This is a genomic window from Streptomyces sp. NRRL WC-3618, from assembly GCF_001280005.1.
GTDB lineage: Bacteria > Actinomycetota > Actinomycetes > Streptomycetales > Streptomycetaceae > Streptomyces.
In genome coordinates, this window is the sequence record NZ_LGDW01000002.1 from 86865 (window position 1) to 103265 (window position 16401).

Sequence of the window (16401 nt, forward strand, 5' to 3'; positions counted from 1 at the left end):
CGCCATGCACACGGACACCGAGCGCTGCGTACGTGCCGTCCAGTCCAAGGACGCGCGCTTCGACGGCTGGTTCTTCACGGCGGTCACGACGACCCGGATCTACTGCCGGCCCAGTTGCCCGGCGGTGCCGCCCAAACCCCGGAACATGACCTTCCACCCGAGCGCGGCGGCCTGCCAGCAGGCCGGGTTCCGAGCCTGCAAGCGATGCCGGCCCGACACCAGCCCCGGCTCACCTGAGTGGAACCAGCGCGCCGACCTCGTGGCCCGCGCGATGCGGCTGATCGGTGACGGGATCGTGGACCGTGAGGGCGTCCCCGGTCTCGCCGCGCGCCTCGGCTACAGCACCCGGCAGATCGAACGGCAGCTCCTCGCCGAACTGGGCGCGGGCCCGCTCGCCCTCGCCCGCGCGCAGCGCGCCCAGACCGCACGGCTCCTCGTCGAGACGACCGCGCTGCCCATGGCGGAGATCGCCTTCGCGGCGGGCTTCTCCTCGATCCGCACCTTCAACGACACCGTCCGTGAGGTCTTCGCCCTCTCCCCGAGCGCACTCCGCGACCGCCTCCCGAAGACCCGCACCCGCCCCGATGCGCATCCGAGCGGCACGGGCAGGGTGAGCACGGTGAGCGCGGCCGTCAGCACCCCGGCCGCCCTGAACCTCCGCCTCCCCTTCCGTGCCCCGCTCAACCCCGACAACCTCTTCGGCCACCTCGCGGCGACCGCCGTACCCGGCGTGGAGGAATGGCGCGACGGCGCCTACCGCCGCACCCTGCGCCTCCCGTACGGTCACGGCATCGCCGCCCTCACCCCCAAACCCGACCACATCGCGTGCCGCCTCACCCTCAGCGACCTGCGGGATCTGCCCGTCGCCATCAGCCGCTGCCGCCGGATGCTCGACCTGGACGCCGATCCGGTCGCGGTCGACGAGCAACTGCGTACGGATCCGGTGCTGGCGCCGCTCGTCGCGAAGGCACCCGGCCGGCGGGTCCCGCGCACGGTCGACGAGGCGGAGTTCGCCGTACGGGCGGTGCTCGGGCAGCAGGTCTCGACGGCCGCCGCCCGGACCCACGCGGCCCGTCTCGTCACGGCGTACGGCGACCCGGTGGACGATCCCGAGGGCGGTCTCACCCACCTTTTCCCAAGCCCGCAGGCGCTGGCCGCCCTCGACCCCGAGTCATTGGCGATGCCCCGCACCCGGCGGACCACTTTCACCAACCTTGTCGACCAACTGGCCGACGGCACCCTTCACTTGGGTGTCGAGAGCGACTGGCCCGAGGCCCGCGCCCGGCTCCTCGCCCTTCCCGGCTTCGGCCCCTGGACGGCCGATGTGATCGCGATGCGTGCCCTCGGCGACCCCGACGCGTTTCTCCCCACGGACCTCGGAATCCGGCGTGCGGCACAGGAGTTGGGCCTCCCGTCGACACCGGCCGCGCTCACCGCACGTGCGGCGGCGTGGCGGCCGTGGCGGGCGTACGCGGTCCAGTATCTGTGGGCGACAGACAGTCACCCGATCAACTTCCTCCCGGTATAAGGACGTTAGGAACAGCAGTGAAACAGCACACGGTCATCGACAGCCCCTACGGCCCCCTCACCCTCGTGGCCGACGACGGAGTCCTCTGCGGCCTCTACATGGTCGACCAGCGTCACCGCCCACCCGAGGAGAACTTCGGCGCACGCGACGACACGCCCTTCGGAGAAACAGCCGATCAGCTGAACGCCTACTTCGAGGGCGAGTTGAAGGAGTTCACCCTCGAACTCCGGCTGCCCGGCACCGACTTCCAACGCAGCGTCTGGGACCAGCTGTGCCGTATCCCGTACGGCGAGACCCGCTCGTACGGCCAACTCGCCGACACCCTGGGCAATCCCAAGGCGTCCCGTGCCGTGGGCCTGGCCAACGGTAAGAACCCGGTCGGGATCATCGTGCCCTGCCACCGGGTGGTCGGCGCGGACGGCAGCCTCACCGGCTACGGGGGCGGCCTCGAGCGCAAGCAGCAACTGCTGGACTTCGAACGGGGGGCGGCGCTCTTCTAGCCCCTTCCGGCCTCACTGCTCCCTTACGCCTCCTCCCGGTCTCTCCCGTGTCCGCTGCCCTGCGTGGTGCGCCGCGGTGCGGCGGGCGACAAGGTGCGGGACGATGGCAGTTCGCGGGGGGCGCACGTCACAGCAGTGGTTGGCAGGTTCTGCTGCGCGTGACCTCTGCTTGGTGTGACCTTTACCCGGTGGGGCCCAGCGTTCGTCTGGGCTTCACTCAGGGCCGGTTCAGGGCTCCTAGGGTTGCGGCGCCGCCTTCCCCTCCCCCCGCACGTCCGTCGCTACTGTCCGGAGGACAGTCATGGCCGCCGTCAAGGCTTCCCAGCGCAACCGACGCCCCCTCGCCGCACTCGCCGGGGCCGTCGCCCTCACCGCCACGTCGATCGGGGTGTGGGCCGGCACGGCCTCCACCGCTCAGGCCGCGGCTCTCCCGACCCCCGACCACGTGGTGGTCGTGGTGATGGAGAACCACGCCTACTCGCAGGTGATCGGCAGCTCCAGCGCCCCGTACCTCAACAACACCCTCAAGGCGGGCGGCGCGAGCCTGACCCAGTCCTTCGGTCTCACCCACCCCAGCGAGCCGAACTACTACATGCTGTTCTCGGGCTCCGGCCAAGGCCGCACCGACGACAGTTGCGTCTCGGTCGGATCCCTCTCCGCGCCCAACCTCGCCTCGGAGCTGATCGCCGAGGGCAAGACCTGGGCCAGCTACAACGAGTCGCTGCCCAGCCAGGGTTCGACGACCTGCAGCAGTGGCAAATACGCGCAGAAGCACAACCCGTGGTTCGGTTTCTCCAACGTGCCCACGAACACCGCGAAGACCATGGCGCAGTTCCCGAGCGACTTCACGACCCTGCCGAAGGTCTCCTTCGTCATCCCGAACCTGTGCAGTGACATGCACGACTGCTCGGTCTCCACCGGCGACACCTGGCTCAAGAACAACCTGGGCGCCTACGCCACCTGGGCCAAGACGCACAACAGCATCCTCGCCGTCACCTTCGACGAGGACAACAGGCTGTCCGGCAACCGCATCCCCACCGTCTTCTACGGACAGCCCGTCATCCCCGGCAGTTCCACTTCCACCACCTACAACCACTACAACGTCCTGCGCACCGTGGAGGACCTGGCCGGTCTGACCGCGCACGCGGGCAACGCCTCCTCGGCCTCCGACATCGCCGGCATCTGGAACTGACGCCCGTGTATCTCGCGGACTCCCGCAGCACCAAGGCCGCCGCCGCCCCGGACACCCGTCCGGGGCGGCGGTCGGCCGCCGTGCCCACCACCGTGCTGGCCCTGGGCGCGGTCAGCCTGATCACGGACGTCTCCTCGGAGATGGTCACGGCCGTGCTGCCGCTCTACGTCGTCGCGGGGCTCGGTCTGTCACCGCTCGGCTTCGGGCTTCTCGACGGCATCAACAACGGTGTCGGGGCCCTCGTCCGGCTGGTCGGGGGCCATCTCGCCGACCGGGGTGGCCGCCGGCACAAGGTGGTGGCGGGCCTCGGCTACGGACTGTCGGCAGTGTGCAAGCCGTTGCTGCTGCTCGCCCACACCATCCCCGCGATCAGTGTCGTACTCGCGGCCGACCGCACCGGCAAAGGGCTGCGTACCGCCCCACGGGACGCGATGATCTCGCTGGCGACCCCACCCGAGCACCGGGGGCGGGCGTTCGGGGTGCACCGTGCCATGGACACCACCGGCGCGCTGCTCGGCCCGCTCGTCGCCTTCGCCGTGCTCCGCGCCACCGTCGACGGCTACGACGCGGTCTTCGCGGTCAGCGGCTGCGTCGCCGTGCTCGGGGTGCTGGTGCTGGTGCTCTTCGTACCCCGCCACATCGCCCCGGCCACCGCCGTACAACTGCCCGAACCGGCACGGCCGTTGCTCCGGGACGCGCTCGGACTGCTGCGCCGCCCCGAGCTGCGCCGGCTCACCGTGTGCGCGACCCTGCTCGGCCTGACCACCGTCAGCGACTCCTTCCTCTACCTTCTTCTCTCGCGCGAAGGGGACCTGCCCGCCCACCTCTTCCCGCTGCTGCCGCTGGGCACCGCCGCCGTCTTCCTGCTGCTCGCCTTCCCGCTCGGCGCGCTCGCCGACCGCGTCGGCAGCAGACAGCTCTTCCTGGCCGGCCATGGCGTCCTGCTGCTCGGTTACGCCATGGTCCTCTCCCCGTGGCACGGTGCCGTGGCCGTGATCGCCGTCCTCGTCACGCACGGCACCTTCTACGCCGCCACCGACGGAGTCCTCGCCGCCGCCACCGCCGGTGCCGTGCCCGCACAGCACCAGGGAGCCGGGCAGGCCCTGGTCGGCACCGGCCAGGCGCTGGCCCGGTTCGCCTGCTCGCTCGCCTTCGGCGCGGCCTGGAGCCTGTGGGGTGGACGGGCGGCCCTCGCCGTCACCGCCGCCGCACTGGCCGTCAGCGCCGTCGTGGCGTCGTTCGTCCTCCGTACCAGCGACGAGGTGCCCGCATGACCCGCACGAGCCGCACGACCCCTATGACCCGAACAGCGCGCCTGGTGATCCTGCTGGTCGCCGTCGTGCTGCTCGGCGCGGTCGGCACCGGGTCGGTGCTGTACGCCGCCCACCGGTCGGGTGTGCGAGACGAGCAGCAGGCGAACGGTCCGACCGTACGGACCGGCACCGTCTCGCTCCGCCCCACGACCGGCCGACGGCTGCTGGTGCGCAACCTGGCCTGGGGCCCGCACCGCGACGAGATCGCCACCGTGCCGGCCGACGATCCGCAGGGGCCGCGCACCGCGTCGGGCGTCAAGTGCCTGCGCTTCCACGCGGCAGCGGGTACCGGCATCTGCCTCCAGGCCGTACACGGCCGACTGGAGGACACGTACCGGGCGGTGGTACTCGACTCGCGGCTGCACGAGCTGCACCGCTTCCCGGCAGCGGGCATCCCCACCCGGGCCCGGGTCTCACCCTCCGGCCACCTGGTGGCCTGGACGGTCTTCGTGAGCGGAGACTCCTACGCCGGCACCCACTTCTCCACCCGCACCGCCATCGTCGACACCCGGACCTGGGCCACCGACGACAACCTGGAGACCTTCCGCATCATCAAGGACGGCCGGACCCGCCACGCCGCCGACAGCAACATCTGGGGCGTCACCTTCGCCGATGACACCCGCTTCTACGCCACGCTGGCGACCGGCGGCCGCACCTATCTGGTCCGCGGCGACATCGCCGCACGCACGCTCACCACCCTGCACGGCAACGTCGAGTGCCCCTCGCTCTCGCCCGACGGAACCCGGATCGCCTACAAGAAACGCGTCAAGGGGGCCTCACCCGACGCTCCCTGGCGGCTGTACGTCCTGGACCTGCACACCATGAAGGAGACCGCGACCGCCGAGCGGCGCAACATCGACGACCAGGCCCTGTGGGCCGACGACTCCACCCTCGTCTACGCCCTCCCCGGCGACTACGGCTCCGACCTGTGGACCGTCCCCGCGAACGGCAGCGGCACGGCCCGCACCCTCATGACCTCCGCCGTCGCCCCCGCCTACCTGGGGTGACACCGGACGAAGCGGGGGCGGGGCGTCGCGGTGTCGCGCGCCGTCAGGAATCCCTCTCCGCGATCTCCCGCAGCAGTCGGGGCAGAGCCGTGCCGATCGGTTCCCGTACGACCTCGTCGGCCCGGTCGTCGTACGGGGTCGGCTCGGCGTTGACGATGACGAGCCGGGCGCCATGGTCGGCGGCGACACCGGCGAGCCCGGCGGCGGGCTGGACCTGGAGGCTGGTTCCGACGGCGATGAACACCTGGCTGGCCTTGGCGATGGCGAGGGCGTCGCCCAGGACGACCGGGTCGAGGCGCTGACCGAACATGACGGTCGCCGACTTGAGGATCCCACCGCACTCCAGACACGGCGGGTCCTCCTCCCCGGCCTCGACCCGGGCGAGGGCGACCTCCATGGGCCCGCGCGCAGCACACTCGGTGCACACGAACTCCCGTGCGGTGCCGTGCAGTTCGAGCACCTTGCGGGCGGGCATCCCGGCGAGCTGGTGCAGCCCGTCCACGTTCTGCGTGATCACCCGCACCGGCACCCCGGCCCGCTCCAGCTCGGCCACGGCCAGGTGCGCGGCGTTGGGCTCGGCCTGAAGGGTCCGGGCCTGGCGCCGCATCTGCCAGGAACGGCGCCGAATCTCGGGATCGCCCATGTAGTACTCGTACGTCACGAGCTTCTCGGCCCCCGGATCACGCCGCCACAGGCCGTTCGGGCCGCGATAGTCGGGGATCCCGGAGTCGGTCGAGATACCGGCGCCGCTCAGGACGGCGACGAGGGGCTTGGTCATGTCGCCGAGGGTAGGTCCCGGCGTCCCGGGCGGCGACCGGTTAACCGCCCAGCAGTCGCCGCCGGGCCATTGTCGCCGTACCCCTGTGCGAACGCCCGCCCGGTGTTAATGTCCCCGCATGGCAGCCAAGGTCTCCGTCTCCCTCGACGCCGCGCTCGTCGTCGAGGTCATGGTGCTGGCGGGCGTCGGGAACCCCCAGGACGCCGTCGAGCTCGTAGTGCGGGACTACATCGCGCGCGGCCACCGCACCGAGGCCCGGATCGCCGAGCGCGACGATGCCCGGCGCGCGGCGGACGACGTGAAGCCGCCCAACGTGCAGGGGTGAAGCGCGGCCGGGGCGGTCGTCAGCCCACCCGCTCGCCGTTCTCCAGCTCGGCCGTTCCAGCGCCCTCCGCCAGGACGTCGAGCGCGTGCAGGACCCGGCGGCCCAGGGAGCCCCTGAGGTACTCGGCGAGGTCCTCGCGCGAGACGAGCCGCCAGGACAGCAGCTCCTCCTCCTGCAAGGTGATCGCCTTGAGCTCGTCCTCGCCGAGGACGCCCCCGTCGTACAGATACGCCACCAGGGGCGGGTGTCCCGCGATGTGGACCCAGTCGACGGCCAGCAGCCGGCCGATCTCACGGTCGAGGCCGATCTCCTCGAGGGTCTCCCGGCGCGCGCCCTGGCGTGGGGTCTCCCCGTCGTCCGACTCGATCGTGCCGCCCGGAAGGGCCCAGCCCTCACGGTAGTTGGGCTCGACGAGCAGGATCCGTCCGTCGGCGTCGCGGAAGAGCGCGGCGGCGCCGGACAGGACGCGGGGCAGGCCGGCGATGTACGTGGCGAAGTCTTGAGTGGTCACCCGGGAAGCGTAACCAGGAGAAGGACGGCGAAAGGGGCCGTCGGGGTCACATCACACCTGCGGGTGTCCCAACCGCACGGTCCGCTCCGCCAGTTCACTGATCCGTACCCCGTCGAAGCCGAACACCGCGCTGCGTACGGTGTCCTCCAGCGGCTCCTTCCACTGGCTCGGGATCGCCTCCGCGCCGCACAGCACGCCCGCCACCGAGCCCGCCGTCGCGCCGTTCGAGTCGGTGTCCAGGCCGCCCCGGACGGTCAGCGCGATCGTGCGGGTGAAGTCGCCGTCCCCGTACAGGAGCCCGGCGGTCAGGACGGCGATGTTGGGGACCGTGTGGATCCAGCCCAGCCCGGCGGTCTCCCCGGCGACCGTGCTGAGCGTGTCCTCCCAGGTCAGCCGGGTGTCGTACAGCGACATGACGCGGCGCACCGTACGGGCCAGGCGGCTGCTCGCCGGGATTACCGTCAGCGCCGTGTCCAGGGCGTGGCGGACGGTGGGTGCCGTGAACGCCGCCGAGATCAGTGCCGCCGCGAACATCGCCCCGTACACGCCGTTGCCCGTGTGGGAGAGGACGGCGTCGCGGCGGGCCTGCCAGGCGGCGCGGCGCGGGGCGTCCGGACAGGTCCAGCCGTGGATGTCGGCGCGGATCAGGGCGCCGATCCATTCCTGGTACGGGTTGTCGAACGTGGCGGTCAGCGGCGGCTTGAGACCGGCCGCGAGGTTGCGGTAGGCGACGCGCTCCGCCGTGAACGTCTGGAGGAACGGCAGCCGCAGCAGCCACAGTTCGCCGACCTGCTCGGTGCTGAAGTCGAAACCGTGCGTCTCCAGCAGGTCCAGGCCGAGGACGGCGTAGTCGACGTCGTCGTCACGACAGCTGCCGTGGATCCGGCCGCGTACGCACTCGCGCCACTCGGGACGCAGTGCGAAGCCGTCGCTCTCGTTCCCCGCCGGTGGCCCGGGCAGGTAGTCGGTGAGCGGGAGGGCGTCGGTGAGTCGTAGATAGCGGTCGATGCGCTCGCGCGTCCAGTAGTCGCCCCGCTCCACCGGCTTGCCGAGCATGTTGCCCGCGATCCGGCCCAGCCAGCCTCCGAGAACGCGGTCGGTGTGTCCGGCGGCGGTGCCCACAGCGGTCATCCCTCCGGTTTACCACCATCCGGGGGAGGTGGTGCCCTTGCTGTGAGCGGCCCGGGAGGCATGACGGGGCGGGCCTGCGGCGGCTATGGTCGCAGCGGCGCGACTGCCTGCGTGTACGGGGCCGAGAGCAAGGGGAACACAGGGTGGCGGACGCTGCGGTTACGGCGAAGAGGACCGGTGTGCGGGTGGCTCGGGTGCTGATCGCCGCCGACAAGTTCAAGGGATCGCTGACGGCCGTGGAGGTCGCCGAGCGGGTGAGTGCCGGCCTGCGCAAGGCGGCCCCCGGTGTCGAGATCGAGTCGCTTCCCGTGGCCGACGGCGGCGACGGAACCGTGGCCGCCGCGGTCGCCGCCGGATTCGCACGGCGTGAGGTACGGGTCACGGGGCCGCTCGGGCACGAGGTGACGGCCGCGTTCGCGTTGCGCGGCGACACCGCCGTGGTCGAGATGGCCGAGGCGAGCGGGCTGCAACGGCTGCCCGCCGGAGTCTTCGGGCCGCTCACGGCATCGACGTACGGCTCCGGTGAACTGCTGCGGGCCGCCCTGGACGCGGGCGCGCGCACCATCGTCTTCGGGGTCGGAGGCAGCGCCACCAACGACGGGGGCGCGGGCATGCTGACCGCGCTCGGCGCGCGCTTCCTGGACGCCGACGGCGCGCCGGTGCCGCCCGGGGGCGGTGGGCTGGCCGGACTCGTCACGGCCGACCTCTCGGGCCTCGACGCACGCCTCGCGGACGTCGACCTCGTGCTGGCCAGCGACGTGGACAACCCGTTGACCGGGCCGACGGGCGCGCCCGCGGTGTACGGCCCGCAGAAGGGCGCCTCCCCGGACGACGTGGCCGCCCTGGACGGGGCCCTCGCGCACTACGCCAAGGTCCTGGAGACGGTGATCGGCTGGAAGGCCGCCGAGTACGCCGCCGCACCGGGTGCGGGCGCCGCCGGCGGCATCGGCTACGGCGCCCTGGTCATGGGCGCCCGGTTCCGGCCCGGTATCGAGGTCATGCTCGACGTCCTCGGCTTCGCGGACGCCGTGGACCGCGCCACGCTGGTGATCACCGGCGAGGGCTCCCTCGACGAGCAGACCCTGCACGGCAAGGCCCCCGCCGGTGTCGCGGCGGCTGCCCGCGCCCAGGGCCGCGAGGTCGTCGCGGTCTGCGGCCGCCTCGCCCTGCGCCCGGAGGCCCTGGGCCGGGCCGGTATCCGACGCGCGTACCCCCTGACGGAGATCGAACCGGACCTCGCGAAGTGCGTCTCCGACGCCGGGCCGCTGCTGGAACGGGTCGCGGAGAACATTGGACGCGACTTCCTTGTGTGAGGCCACGAGGGCGCCGGCACACCCGGTCCCCGCGAGCCGCGTGGCGTCCTCCGGCGCGCTTGCCGGTCCCGGCAGCCGATGACACGCCGCCTCCGTTGTCGTACGGATCCGGTGGTCGCGTACGGGTCCGTGCGCCCCGCCGGCCGGCCTCACTGGATGCGGCAGCGTGATCCTCGCGCAACGCGCAGGGGCCCCGAACCGTCCGGTTCGGGGCCCCGCGTACAACTGTGTCACCGTCACCGCCACCGCTACGGAAGCTGTGCCGCCCTTGCCTCGCGGCGGTTGCCGCGGAAGTTGTTCACCCGGCGCGCCGTGGCGAACAGCGGGATCACCGCGCCCAGGACGAGCTGCAGGGCGCAGCCGGTCTGGAGGAGGAGCTGGCCGCCGGGGGCGTCGAAGGCCCAGGCCGCCAGGAGGGCCATCCCGGAGACGATCCAGGAGACCATCGCGATCGCGAGCGGACCGCGCGGCTTCGGGTACTCGACCCGGCTCACCATCAGCCAGGCGGTGCCGACGATGGCCATGAGCGTGGCCACGAACGGCAGCTCCAGCAGCACGATCGAGACGACCGTCAGGGCGCCGAAGGGACTCGGCATGCCCTGGAAGGTGCCGTCCTTCACCGTGACGCACGAGAATCTCGCGAGCCTCAGCACCACGGCGAGCAGGACGACGATCGCGCCGACCGCGGCCACCTTCTGGTACGCGTCGTCCGCGACCATGCCGTACACCAGCACGAAGTACGCGGGCGCGAGACCGAAGCTGATCAGGTCGGAGAGGTTGTCCAGCTCGGCGCCCATGGGGGAGGAGCGCAGCTTGCGGGCGACCAGGCCGTCGAAGAGGTCGAAGACGGCCGCGCAGAGCATCAGGATCACCGCGGACGCCGCCGAGTGACGGGCCATGCCCGACTCGTCACTGCCGGTGAGGTGAGGGATCAGGATGCCGGTGGTGGTGAAGTACACCGCCATGAAGCCGCAGGTGGCGTTGCCGAGCGTGAGGGTGTCCGCTATTGAGAGGCGGAGAGAAAGAGGCATCTCCTCCTCGTCGTCGTCCACCTCGTCGGCCTCCGGCACCCACTGGGTCTCGGGATCAATCACGGTCAATGCGAGTCACCCCTGCCACCGTCTTCTGGCCGACCTCGACCGCGACCTCGACACCCTCGGGGAGGTAGATGTCGACGCGCGAGCCGAAACGGATCAGGCCGATCCGGTCGCCCTGCTCGACCTTCGTTCCCTGCGGCACGTACGGGACGATGCGGCGAGCGACCGCACCGGCGATCTGGATCATCTCGATGTCACCGAGCTCGGTGTCGAAGTGCCAGACAACTCTCTCGTTGTTCTCGCTCTCCTTGTTGAACGCAGGAACGAAGCCGCCCGGGATGTGCTCGACGGACGTCACCGTGCCGGAGAGGGGCGCGCGGTTGACGTGTACGTTGAGCGGGCTCATGAAGATCGCGACGCGGGTTCGCCCGTCCTTCCACGGCATGATGCTCTGCACCACACCGTCGGCGGGAGAGATGACCCGGCCCTGGGTGATCTCGCGCTCGGGGTCGCGGAAGAACCACAGCATGCCCGCCGCCAGCGCGGTGACGGGTACGGCCACGGCCTTGGCGGCGCCGGACTTGCGCGCGCGTACCAGGCTGAGGGCTGCGGTGGCCACGGTCGGGAGGAGCCACGGCGATGCTCCGCGCGCCAGGCGTACGCCTGCCAGGCTGTCGCGAGGTGCAGAGGTTTGGCTGTGGGGCATGGATGACCTTCGTAGCGGATGATGCCGCGCTGTATCAGGGGACGGCGGCTTTCCGGCGATCGTAGCGGCTCGTAGCCACAACTGGGTAAGCCAGGAAGCTGAGTCGACGGCTGAAGAGTGCTGACGGGGTGTGATCTTCTTCTCCAAGAAAACACCCCGAAGCGGACAATCAGCCCTGGAATTTGTACTCTTCGAGCAACCTTCGCCCGATGATCATTTTCTGGATCTCGGCGGTACCTTCGCCGATCAGCAGCATCGGGGCCTCGCGGTAGAGGCGCTCGATCTCGTACTCCTTGGAGAAGCCGTAGCCGCCGTGGATCCGGAAGGCGTCTTCCACGACCTCTTTGCAGTACTCGGAGGCGAGGTACTTCGCCATCCCTGCTTCGAGGTCGTTTCGCTCGCCGGAGTCCTTTTTGCGTGCCGCGTTCACCATCATTGCATGGGCGGCTTCGACCTTGGTAGCCATCTCGGCCAGCTTGAACTGGATCGCCTGGTGCTGGGCGATCGCCTTACCGAAAGTATGCCGTTGCTGGGCGTACTGGACACCCAGTTCGAACGCACGGTGAGCGACACCACAGCCACGTGCCGCCACATTGACCCGTCCTACCTCGACACCGTCCATCATTTGGTAAAAACCTCGGCCGGTGGAGCCCCCGAGAACCCGATTGGCCGGAATTCGCAGTCCGTCCATGATGAGTTCGGTGGTATCGACGCCCTTGTAGCCCATCTTGTCGATCTTGCCCGGGATGGTGAGCCCCGGCCGGACCTCACCGAAGCCCGCCTCCTTCTCGATCAGGAAGGTGGTCATCGACTTGTGGGGCGCGGTTCCCTCCGGGTGTCCTTCGTCACTTCGGACCAGTACGGCGACCAGATTGGACGTTCCGCCGTTCGTGAGCCACATCTTCTGGCCGTTCAGGACGTACTCGTCGCCGTCCCGCACCGCCTTCGAGGTGATGGCCGACACGTCCGAGCCGAGCCCCGGCTCCGACATCGAGAACGCGCCGCGGACGTCGCCCGCCGCCATCCTCGGCAGGAAGTGGTCCTTCTGCTCCTGCGTGCCGTGCTGCTTGAGCATGTACGCCACGATGAAGTGCGTGTTGATGATCCCGGAGACCGACATCCAGCCACGCGCGATCTCCTCGACGCACAGCGCGTACGTCAGGAGCGACTCGCCCAGACCGCCGTACTCCTCGGGGATCATCAGGCCGAACAGGCCCAACTCCTTGAGACCGTCGACGATTTGCTGCGGATACTCGTCTCGGTGCTCCAGCTCGGTCGCGACCGGGATGATCTCCTTGTCCACGAAGTCCCGGACCGTGGACAGGATCTCCTGCTGGATGTCGGTCAGACCGGCGGTCTGGGCGAGTCGCGCCATGGCTACTTCTCCTGCTCCTCGAGCTGGGGCCGGCCGGGCTGTTCGCCGCCGCGCTCCTTGATGTACGTCTCGGTCGGCACCATCACCTTGCGGCGGAACACGCAGACCAGCGTGCCGTCCTGCTTGTAGCCCTTCGTCTCGACGTGGACGATCCCGCGGTCGTTCTTCGACCGGGAGGGCATCTTGTCGAGGACCGTCGTCTCGCCGTAGATCGTGTCGCCGTGGAAGGTCGGCGCCACGTGCTTCAGCGACTCGACCTCCAGGTTCGCGATCGCCTTGCCCGACACGTCCGGCACGGACATGCCCAGCAACAGGGAGTAGATGTAGTTGCCCACGACGACGTTCTTCCCGAAGTCGGTCGTGTTCTCCGCGTAGTTGGCGTCCATGTGGAGCGGATGGTGGTTCATCGTCAGGAGGCAGAAAAGGTGGTCGTCGTACTCCGTGACCGTCTTGCCGGGCCAGTGCTTGTAGACCGCCCCGACCTCGAACTCCTCGTAGGTGCGCCCGAACTGCATGGCCTTACGCCTCCGGAATCTCGAACTTGCTCGTGCGCTGCATGCCGGCCGCGCGGCCCTTGCCCGAGATGACCAGCGCCATCTTGCGGCTGGCCTCGTCGATCATCTCGTCGCCGATCATCGCCGAGCCCTTCTTGCCGCCCGCCTCGGACGTGTAGTACTCGTACGCGTCCAGGATCAGCTCGGCGTGGTCGAAGTCCTCCTGCGAGGGCGAGAAGATCTCATTGGACGCCTCGACCTGGCCGGGGTGCAGCACCCACTTGCCGTCGAAGCCGAGGGCGGCGGCGCGCCGCGCGACCTCGCGGTAGCCGTCGACATTGCGGATCTGCAGGTAGGGGCCGTCGATCGCCTGGAGGTTGTTGGCGCGGGCCGCCATCAGGATCTTCATCAGGATGTAGTGGTAGGCGTCCGCCGGGTAGCCGGGCGGCTGCTCGCCCACGACCAGCGACTTCATGTTGATCGACGCCATGAAGTCGGCCGGGCCGAAGATGATCGTCTCGACGCGCTGGGACGCCGTGGCGATCTCGTTGACGTTGTTGAGGCCCTGGGCGTTCTCGATCTGCGCCTCGATGCCGATCCTGCCGACCTCGAAGCCCATCGTCTTCTCGATCTGGGTGAGGAGCAGGTCCAGCGCGACGACCTGCTGGGCGGTCTGCACCTTCGGCAGCATGATGCAGTCGAGGTTCTGGCCGGCCCCCTCGACGACCGTGACGACATCGCGGTACGTCCACTCCGTCGTCCAGTCATTGACGCGTACGACCCTTGTCTTGCCCGTCCAGTCGCCCTCATTGAGGAACTTGACGATGGTGTGCCGCGCCTCGGGCTTGGCGAGCGGGGCGCACGCGTCCTCGAGGTCCAGGAAGACCTGGTCCGCCGGGAGGCCCTGCGCCTTCTCCAGGAAGCGGGGGTTGCTTCCCGGTACCGCGAGACACGAGCGGCGGGGACGCAGACGGTTGACGGTCATACGGGGACCTCCAGGGGGTCGAGCTTGTTCGCTTTCCGGATCTCGTCGACGATGCGACCGATGATGCCGGTGATGTCGAAGTCCTTCGGGGTGAAGACCGCTGCCACACCCGCGGCCTTCAGCTGTTCGGCGTCACCATTGGGGATGATCCCACCGGCGATCACTGGGATGTCTGTGGCACCGGCCACACGCAGCCGTTCGAGTACGTCCGGGACCAGTTGGGCGTGCGAGCCGGACAGGATCGACAGGCCGACCGCGTGCACGTCCTCGGCGATCGCCGCGTCCACGATCTGCTCCGGGGTCAGCCGGATGCCCTGGTACACCACCTCGAACCCGGCGTCACGGGCCCGCACGGCGATCTGCTCGGCGCCGTTGGAGTGCCCGTCCAGGCCCGGCTTGCCCACCAGGAAACGGAGCTTGCCGACACCCATGTCCTTGGCGGTGAGCTCCACCTTGCGGCGCACCAGCGCCAGCGCGGTGCCCTCCTCGGCGGTCACCGCGACGGGCGCGGACGAGACACCGGTCGGCGCCCGGAACTCCCCGAATACCTCGCGCAGGGCCCCGGCCCACTCGCCGGTCGTGACCCCGGCGCGGGCGCACTCCAGGGTGGCCTCCATGAGGTTGCCGGTGCCCTTCGCGGCCTCCTTCAGCCGCTCCAGCGCCTTGCAGGGGCGCGGGTGGTTGAACGGCGGCTGGTACCGCGTGTCGCGCCAGCCCTGGAGCGCCGTGGTCACCCGGGCCTCGACGGCCGGATCGACCGTGTGGATCGCCGCGTCGAGGTCGGCCGTGAGCGGGTTCGGCTCGGTCGACTCGAAGATGTTCACGCCGACGATCTTCTCCTGACCCGACTCGATACGGGCCCGCCGCTCCGCGTGCGAGGCGACCAGGTTCGACTTCAGGTAGCCCGACTCGACGGCGGCCATCGCGCCGCCCATCTCCTGGATGCGGCCGATCTCGGCGAGCGACTCCTCGACCAGCTCGGCCACCTTCGCCTCGACGACGTGCGACCCGGCGAAGATGTCCTCGTACTCCAGCAGGTCGCTCTCGTAGGCGAGCACCTGCTGCATCCGCAGCGACCACTGCTGGTCCCAGGGCCGGGGGAGGCCCAGCGCCTCGTTCCACGCCGGGAGCTGCACGGCGCGCGCGCGTGCGTCCTTCGACAGCGTCACGGCCAGCATCTCCAGCACGATCCGCTGGATGTTGTTCTCCGGCTGCGCCTCGGTCAGCCCGAGGGAGTTGACCTGTACGCCGTAGCGGAAGCGCCGCTGCTTGGGGTTCTCGATGCCGTACCGCTCGCGCGTGATCTGGTCCCAGATCCGCCCGAACGCTCGCATCTTGCACATCTCCTCGACGAACCGGACACCCGCGTTCACGAAGAAGGAGATACGGGCGACGACGTCACCGAACTTCTCGGCGGGCACCTGCCCCGAGTCCCGTACGGCGTCGAGCACCGCGATGGCCGTCGACATGGCGTACGCGATCTCCTGGACCGGGGTCGCCCCCGCCTCCTGGAGGTGGTAGCTGCAGATGTTGATCGGGTTCCACTTGGGGATGTGGTTGACCGTGTAGCAGATCATGTCGGTCGTCAGCCGGAGCGAGGGGCCCGGCGGGAACACATGTGTGCCCCGGGACAGGTACTCCTTGACGATGTCGTTCTGGGTCGTCCCCTGGAGCGTGGTGATGTCGACACCCTGCTCCTCGGCGACGACCTGGTAGAGCGCCAGCAGCCACATGGCGGTGGCGTTGATCGTCATCGAGGTGTTCATCTGGTCCAGGGGGATGTCCTGGAACAGCCGGCGCATGTCACCGAGGTGCGAGACGGGCACGCCGACCCGGCCGACCTCGCCGCGGGCGAGGATGTGGTCGGGGTCGTACCCGGTCTGGGTCGGCAGGTCGAAGGCCACCGACAGACCTGTCTGGCCTTTGGCGAGGTTACGCCGGTACAGCTCGTTGGACGCCTCGGCCGTGGAGTGACCGGCGTACGTGCGCATGAGCCACGGCCGGTCTTTCTGACGCTCACTCATCGATGACCTCCGGCTCTCAGACGTTCCGGAAGCGGTTGATGGCGTCGATGTGCTGGGCGCGCTTCTCCTCGTCGCGCACACCGAGGCCCTCCTCGGGGGCCAGGCACAGGACGCCGACCTTGCCCTGGTGGAGGTTGCGGTGGACGTCGTAGGCGGCCTGCCCGGTCTCCTCCAGGGGGTAC

General features: G+C 69.9%; 16 protein-coding genes and 1 pseudogene. 7 read left to right on the top strand and 10 right to left on the bottom strand.

Annotated elements, in window-relative coordinates; all coding sequences use genetic code 11:
• Positions 1 to 4: 4 nt before the first annotated feature.
• From ADL01_RS01395 to ADL01_RS01415, 5 genes are all read left to right on the top strand, one after another.
• Positions 5 to 1528: an AlkA N-terminal domain-containing protein gene (locus tag ADL01_RS01395; RefSeq protein WP_199834721.1), complete on the top strand. Its 1524-nt coding sequence runs from the start codon at positions 5 to 7 to the stop codon at positions 1526 to 1528.
• Between the two features lie 17 nt (positions 1529 to 1545).
• Positions 1546 to 2028: a methylated-DNA--[protein]-cysteine S-methyltransferase gene (locus ADL01_RS01400; RefSeq protein WP_053739987.1), complete on the top strand. Its 483-nt coding sequence runs from the start codon at positions 1546 to 1548 to the stop codon at positions 2026 to 2028.
• Between the two features lie 301 nt (positions 2029 to 2329).
• Positions 2330 to 3220 carry an alkaline phosphatase family protein gene (locus tag ADL01_RS01405; RefSeq protein WP_053739988.1) on the top strand — a complete coding sequence of 297 codons (891 nt, stop codon included), beginning with the start codon at positions 2330 to 2332 and terminating at the stop codon, positions 3218 to 3220.
• Positions 3221 to 3225: 5 nt separating this feature from the next.
• Positions 3226 to 4494, top strand: coding sequence for an MFS transporter (locus tag ADL01_RS01410; protein ID WP_053739989.1), 1269 nt, complete (start codon positions 3226 to 3228; stop codon positions 4492 to 4494).
• A 23-nt stretch (positions 4495 to 4517) separates the two neighbouring features.
• Positions 4518 to 5540: a TolB family protein gene (locus ADL01_RS01415; protein WP_053739990.1), complete on the top strand. Its 1023-nt coding sequence runs from the start codon at positions 4518 to 4520 to the stop codon at positions 5538 to 5540.
• A 43-nt stretch (positions 5541 to 5583) separates the two neighbouring features.
• On the opposite strand, the gene ADL01_RS01420 is transcribed toward ADL01_RS01415, so the two are convergent.
• Complete coding sequence (locus tag ADL01_RS01420; protein WP_053739991.1) at positions 5584 to 6318, bottom strand: SIR2 family NAD-dependent protein deacylase; 735 nt, start codon at positions 6316 to 6318, stop codon at positions 5584 to 5586.
• A gap of 118 nt (positions 6319 to 6436) precedes the next feature.
• Here ADL01_RS01420 and ADL01_RS01425 point away from each other — a divergent pair, with 118 nt between their 5' ends.
• Complete coding sequence (locus ADL01_RS01425; protein ID WP_053739992.1) at positions 6437 to 6643, top strand: hypothetical protein; 207 nt, start codon at positions 6437 to 6439, stop codon at positions 6641 to 6643.
• Positions 6644 to 6662: 19 nt separating this feature from the next.
• Here ADL01_RS01425 and ADL01_RS01430 read toward each other — a convergent pair whose 3' ends face one another.
• Positions 6663 to 7154: an NUDIX domain-containing protein gene (locus tag ADL01_RS01430; RefSeq protein ID WP_053739993.1), complete on the bottom strand. Its 492-nt coding sequence runs from the start codon at positions 7152 to 7154 to the stop codon at positions 6663 to 6665.
• A gap of 51 nt (positions 7155 to 7205) precedes the next feature.
• Entirely contained in the window at positions 7206 to 8285 is a 1080-nt protein-coding gene (locus tag ADL01_RS01435; protein ID WP_053739994.1) for an ADP-ribosylglycohydrolase family protein, read from the bottom strand.
• A gap of 194 nt (positions 8286 to 8479) precedes the next feature.
• Between ADL01_RS01435 and ADL01_RS01440 the strand changes: the two genes are divergently transcribed.
• Positions 8480 to 9598, top strand: coding sequence for a glycerate kinase (locus tag ADL01_RS01440; RefSeq protein ID WP_053739995.1), 1119 nt, complete (start codon positions 8480 to 8482; stop codon positions 9596 to 9598).
• A gap of 248 nt (positions 9599 to 9846) precedes the next feature.
• Here the strand turns inward: ADL01_RS01440 and pssA are convergent, their stop codons facing one another.
• The 7 genes and pseudogenes from pssA to ADL01_RS43320 all read right to left on the bottom strand — a co-directional run.
• Positions 9847 to 10668 (bottom strand): CDP-diacylglycerol--serine O-phosphatidyltransferase, encoded by an 822-nt coding sequence (gene pssA, locus ADL01_RS01445; protein WP_053739996.1) that lies wholly within the window; start codon positions 10666 to 10668, stop codon positions 9847 to 9849.
• 16 nt (positions 10669 to 10684) lie between these two features.
• Positions 10685 to 11341: a phosphatidylserine decarboxylase gene (locus ADL01_RS01450; protein ID WP_053739997.1), complete on the bottom strand. Its 657-nt coding sequence runs from the start codon at positions 11339 to 11341 to the stop codon at positions 10685 to 10687.
• Between the two features lie 169 nt (positions 11342 to 11510).
• Entirely contained in the window at positions 11511 to 12716 is a 1206-nt protein-coding gene (locus ADL01_RS01455) for an acyl-CoA dehydrogenase family protein (protein ID WP_053739998.1), read from the bottom strand.
• Positions 12717 to 12718: 2 nt separating this feature from the next.
• On the bottom strand, positions 12719 to 13231 hold the full coding sequence (locus ADL01_RS01460; RefSeq protein WP_053739999.1) for a MaoC family dehydratase: 513 nt from the start codon (positions 13229 to 13231) through the stop codon (positions 12719 to 12721).
• A gap of 4 nt (positions 13232 to 13235) precedes the next feature.
• Positions 13236 to 14195 (bottom strand): HpcH/HpaI aldolase/citrate lyase family protein, encoded by a 960-nt coding sequence (locus ADL01_RS01465; RefSeq protein ID WP_053740000.1) that lies wholly within the window; start codon positions 14193 to 14195, stop codon positions 13236 to 13238.
• Positions 14192 to 16219 carry a protein meaA gene (locus tag ADL01_RS01470; RefSeq protein WP_053740001.1) on the bottom strand — a complete coding sequence of 676 codons (2028 nt, stop codon included), beginning with the start codon at positions 16217 to 16219 and terminating at the stop codon, positions 14192 to 14194. The genes ADL01_RS01465 and ADL01_RS01470 overlap by 4 nt, the downstream gene beginning before the upstream one ends.
• A gap of 16 nt (positions 16220 to 16235) precedes the next feature.
• A pseudogene (locus ADL01_RS43320) lies at positions 16236 to 16401 on the bottom strand (crotonyl-CoA carboxylase/reductase); the annotation flags it as partial.

What these genes read in the sequence shown, in the direction of transcription:
- ADL01_RS01395 (WP_199834721.1), top strand. Translation starts at nt 5, where the DNA reads ATGCACACGGACACCGAGCGCTGCGTACGTGCCGTCCAGTCCAAGGAC.
- ADL01_RS01405 (WP_053739988.1), top strand. Translation starts at nt 2,330, where the DNA reads ATGGCCGCCGTCAAGGCTTCCCAGCGCAACCGACGCCCCCTCGCCGCA.
- ADL01_RS01415 (WP_053739990.1), top strand. Translation starts at nt 4,518, where the DNA reads ATGACCCGAACAGCGCGCCTGGTGATCCTGCTGGTCGCCGTCGTGCTG.
- ADL01_RS01420 (WP_053739991.1), bottom strand. Translation starts at nt 6,318, where the DNA reads ATGACCAAGCCCCTCGTCGCCGTCCTGAGCGGCGCCGGTATCTCGACC.
- ADL01_RS01425 (WP_053739992.1), top strand. Translation starts at nt 6,437, where the DNA reads ATGGCAGCCAAGGTCTCCGTCTCCCTCGACGCCGCGCTCGTCGTCGAG.
- ADL01_RS01435 (WP_053739994.1), bottom strand. Translation starts at nt 8,285, where the DNA reads ATGACCGCTGTGGGCACCGCCGCCGGACACACCGACCGCGTTCTCGGA.
- ADL01_RS01450 (WP_053739997.1), bottom strand. Translation starts at nt 11,341, where the DNA reads ATGCCCCACAGCCAAACCTCTGCACCTCGCGACAGCCTGGCAGGCGTA.
- ADL01_RS01455 (WP_053739998.1), bottom strand. Translation starts at nt 12,716, where the DNA reads ATGGCGCGACTCGCCCAGACCGCCGGTCTGACCGACATCCAGCAGGAG.
- ADL01_RS01460 (WP_053739999.1), bottom strand. Translation starts at nt 13,231, where the DNA reads ATGCAGTTCGGGCGCACCTACGAGGAGTTCGAGGTCGGGGCGGTCTAC.
- ADL01_RS01465 (WP_053740000.1), bottom strand. Translation starts at nt 14,195, where the DNA reads ATGACCGTCAACCGTCTGCGTCCCCGCCGCTCGTGTCTCGCGGTACCG.
- ADL01_RS01470 (WP_053740001.1), bottom strand. Translation starts at nt 16,219, where the DNA reads ATGAGTGAGCGTCAGAAAGACCGGCCGTGGCTCATGCGCACGTACGCC.